The organism is uncultured Phascolarctobacterium sp., from assembly GCF_905212365.1.
GTDB lineage: Bacteria > Bacillota > Negativicutes > Acidaminococcales > Acidaminococcaceae > Phascolarctobacterium_A.
Map to the genome: position 1 here is coordinate 1 of NZ_CAJMEH010000097.1, position 3,241 is coordinate 3,241.

General features: G+C 51.5%; 7 protein-coding genes. 1 reads left to right on the forward strand and 6 read right to left on the reverse strand.

Translation table 11 applies throughout. From position 1 onward, the window contains the following. A partial coding sequence (locus tag QZ105_RS10280) for a group II intron maturase-specific domain-containing protein (protein ID WP_293729827.1) occupies positions 1 to 302 on the forward strand: 302 nt, incomplete at its 5' end. A gap of 83 nt (positions 303 to 385) precedes the next feature. On the opposite strand, the gene QZ105_RS10285 is transcribed toward QZ105_RS10280, so the two are convergent. The 6 genes from QZ105_RS10285 to QZ105_RS10310 all read right to left on the reverse strand — a co-directional run. Further along, positions 386 to 1,297 carry a hypothetical protein gene (locus QZ105_RS10285; RefSeq protein ID WP_293729828.1) on the reverse strand — a complete coding sequence of 304 codons (912 nt, stop codon included), beginning with the start codon at positions 1,295 to 1,297 and terminating at the stop codon, positions 386 to 388. Continuing rightward, the gene (locus QZ105_RS10290; RefSeq protein WP_293729829.1) at positions 1,284 to 1,814 is read right to left on the reverse strand and encodes a hypothetical protein; all 531 of its coding nucleotides are present in this window, start codon (positions 1,812 to 1,814) and stop codon (positions 1,284 to 1,286) included. The genes QZ105_RS10285 and QZ105_RS10290 overlap by 14 nt, the downstream gene beginning before the upstream one ends. Next, on the reverse strand, positions 1,762 to 2,061 hold the full coding sequence (locus tag QZ105_RS10295; RefSeq protein WP_293729830.1) for a hypothetical protein: 300 nt from the start codon (positions 2,059 to 2,061) through the stop codon (positions 1,762 to 1,764). Before QZ105_RS10295 ends, QZ105_RS10290 begins: the two co-directional genes overlap by 53 nt. Beyond that, a complete protein-coding gene (locus QZ105_RS10300; protein WP_293729831.1) occupies positions 2,048 to 2,476 on the reverse strand; it encodes a hypothetical protein in 429 nt (142 codons plus the stop codon). The genes QZ105_RS10295 and QZ105_RS10300 overlap by 14 nt, the downstream gene beginning before the upstream one ends. A gap of 31 nt (positions 2,477 to 2,507) precedes the next feature. After that, positions 2,508 to 2,888 carry a type II secretion system protein gene (locus QZ105_RS10305; protein ID WP_293729832.1) on the reverse strand — a complete coding sequence of 127 codons (381 nt, stop codon included), beginning with the start codon at positions 2,886 to 2,888 and terminating at the stop codon, positions 2,508 to 2,510. A gap of 16 nt (positions 2,889 to 2,904) precedes the next feature. Beyond that, positions 2,905 to 3,241 (reverse strand): type II secretion system F family protein (locus QZ105_RS10310; protein ID WP_293729833.1); only part of this gene is annotated, 337 nt, incomplete at its 5' end.

A 3,241-nucleotide genomic window follows, 5' to 3' on the forward strand; every position in this document is an offset into this window, starting at 1 on the left:
ATTACTGCATAGCAAGTATGAAGCGTAAAATGCAGGAATGGGACGAATGGCTGCGGAGAAGAATCCGTCAATATATATGGAAACAATGGAAGAAACCTACAACTAGGGTTACAAACTTAAAGAAGTTAGGAATACCAGAGGAGTACGCATATACGTGGGGAAATACAAGACTTGGTTATTGGCGAGTAGCAGGAAGTGCGATACTTGCGAGGTCAATAACAAACGAAAAGCTCGTAAAAGCAGGCTATTATGAATTAGCGAGCAATTACGAGCTTAAACGGCTCAAGCATTATGGTATTTGAACCGCCGTGTACCGAACGGTACGCACGGTGGTGTGAGAGGTCGGCTGCTCAAATAATGGGCGGCCTCCTACTCGATTGCAATATCAACTTTCAACAAAGGCTGCCGACGTAAACGGCGCTACCACATCCGCGTCGGCGGTAAATTCTGAAGCTCCCAAAAATTGTATTTCATTGGCGGCAATAAAGCCGTTAATTTTGCAGCCGGGCTCGATAATCACGCGACTGTACGCCATAATCAACGCTTTATCGAGCCGCGTATTTTTCTTAATGGTAATACTGCCGTTTTCACTTATCAGCGCCACGCGATGAGGGAAATGGCAGTTTTCACCAATAATTATCGCCCCGGATTTCCCTACTACAGAAGAACCCAGCATCAAAGTATTGGCTTTAAAAGTAAGAGCGTCGCTACTGTTGAGATAATAAAAACGTGCGTGCAAGCCGTCCATATCCGTGTTATCAATACTTAAACCATTCAAGGCCTTATTATAAAGGAAATACATTTGCGGCAGCCGTACTTCTTCTCTGCTTGCTTGTATATATAACGACTGCTGCGGCAAATATTCCAAGCCTTTGGTTTTGACGCTAGCTAAAGCGTACTTAGCCGCTAAATTCCTCTGCGCCTCGGAAAACGTAAGCTGCAAACGTGAAATCTGCTGCGCCGCGTCCGCGTACTTGCCGGACGCAGCTTTAAATTGTAAAAGATATATTAAATTATCACTGCTGTAAGAACTGCTTCCCTGGATTTGCACATCAACGCCGCCGGGCTGCAATACGCTATCCAAAGCGACCCATTTCCCGGCCTGCGGGCGCTCGTAAAAATACTTCTGCATTAACGAGCTGTTAAGGCGGCGCATTTGCCTGGCAGCCAAAGCCTCCTGCGTTTTAGCGAATTGGCGACTGCTCCACAATAAGCCTAAATGAGCTGCCGCCGCCAGCAGCAGACAGGTCAAAAGCAGCAGCAGGCTGACACTGCCCTTGCTTTTACCGCTCATCATGTACCTCGCCGTTATAACACGTTATTAACTGGCTGAAATCCCTGCTGCCGCGCTTGCCGTGCAGCGTAAACCGCAGCAACAAATTCTGTTCGTCCACGCGGCGCGCCTGCCAGCCGCTGACGTCCACGCCTTCGATAAACAAAGGGTTGACGCCGTTGCCTGCGGCAGTGCTGGTACGCAGGTACAAGCCTGAATTTGCCGGATAGATAGAGTAACTTTTGCTGCCCAACAAGCCTTGGTAACTCACCTTATTATCCGCAGAGATTGTAATTTCCAGCGCGTTATACGCCAGATTTTTTTCTAAAAGCGCCTGCATATAAGTCCCCGCTTGCTGCAGCTCTATCTGCTCTTGCAAAGCCTGCCAGTTTTTGGCAAAGCCTTGCGCGCCGACGCAAACCATAGCCGCTAAAACGGCGCTCACCGCAAGGCCGGCCGCCAGCTCCAGCAGGATAAAGCCTTTATTTTCACGGCGCAGCCTGCAAAAGCGTACACAAGGGTTGCGCTTTACTTCCTTCATATACCTGCACCTCCATCAGCCTTATGCCCTGCCGCTCGTTTATAGCGCGCTCTGTGCGCCAGCGCTCCGGCGTTGCTTCTCCAACCGCCGCCAGCTGCGCCGCCTGCCAGCTTTCCTCCAATCGCAAAGTACGCTCCTGCAAACGCAAGCTGCTCCGATAAGCGCTGCCCGCGGCTAATAATAAAATGCAGCTCAAGCACAAGCAGATTATTTCGCCCACCAGGAAAAATCCCTTACTCGCCTTCATAAATCAACACTCTTCCCGTCACCGGCTGCAGCGCCACGCGGCAGAAAAATTTTCCCAGCTTCCGGTGACGCAACACATATTCGCCGTTAGCGGTCGGCGCGCCCAAAGTGCCGAAGCTTACCGAAGCAATACTGCGCTGAAAATAAACCTCGCCGCAGCCAAAATCGCTAAAAGCTATCGTAGCGACCACCTTCATCCCATCCACAAGCGTATAAACGCTCTTATCAGCGCTTAGCGGCTGCAATTTGCGCATCGCATTACTGCCCTTATACAAAGCCCGCTGCTGCAAAGCTCGCAGGTCGGACGCTAATACTTGCGCCGCCACCCGCACCTGCCACTTATAATATTGGCGCGCAACGGCCTCGCCCTGCACGAATAAGAAGCCTGCCGCCGACAGCAGGACAGCGCAAGCCAAAAGCAGCTCCCACAGAATAAACCCGCGTTGTCTAGTTAGCCGCGCCACCGGAGCTGGCCGGCGAGCTTACATCCGCGCCTTTAGCATTTTTACCAGTCAAGGTATACGTTCCGTTATCATTGGGCGAATAAACCAGGGCCGTACCTGTCGCATCCTTAAATTCCAGCTTGCCGCCTAAATAGTCGCTATCCAAAGCGCTCAAAGAATCGGGCAAGGAACCGTTATCCATACGGTAAATCTGTATAGCCTGGTCGATAGTCGCCAAATCGTTAGTTAGTTTAGCGTTTTTTACTTTATCGTTAGCGCCCGAAAGGGACGGAGCCAGCATAGTCGCCAATACGCCGATGAGCGCGGCAGCCGCTACCACTTCGATCAAAGTAAAACCGCTTTGCTTACGCAATTTGTTTAACATAATCATCCTCCTTGATTTACGCCGGCAAAGCCGACAGCATTTCCAGCAGCGGGCTCACAACTGCACATACCACCGCCGCAATAACCAAGGCCGCCGCTAACAGCAGCATTGGCGCCAACACTTCCTTAATTTTGGCCAATTTAACTCGTAAATCTTCCTCGCCTATGCGGGCCGCTTCCCGCAGCATTCGCGGAAGATACCCTGTCGCCGCGCCCACGTCCAGCAAAGCCTGCGTAAGCGGCGAAAACAGCCCTTCTGCTCCCGTAAGCGCCGTGCTTAAATCCAGGCCGCGCTGCAGCCTGCCGTTCAGCAACAGCAGCTGGCTGCGGTAACTGCGGTCGGACACAGTATCG

Coding starts and splice junctions, on each gene's coding strand:
- QZ105_RS10285 (WP_293729828.1), bottom strand. CDS start 1,297: ATGATGAGCGGTAAAAGCAAGGGCAGTGTCAGCCTGCTGCTGCTTTTG.
- QZ105_RS10290 (WP_293729829.1), bottom strand. CDS start 1,814: ATGAAGGAAGTAAAGCGCAACCCTTGTGTACGCTTTTGCAGGCTGCGC.
- QZ105_RS10295 (WP_293729830.1), bottom strand. CDS start 2,061: ATGAAGGCGAGTAAGGGATTTTTCCTGGTGGGCGAAATAATCTGCTTG.
- QZ105_RS10305 (WP_293729832.1), bottom strand. CDS start 2,888: ATGTTAAACAAATTGCGTAAGCAAAGCGGTTTTACTTTGATCGAAGTG.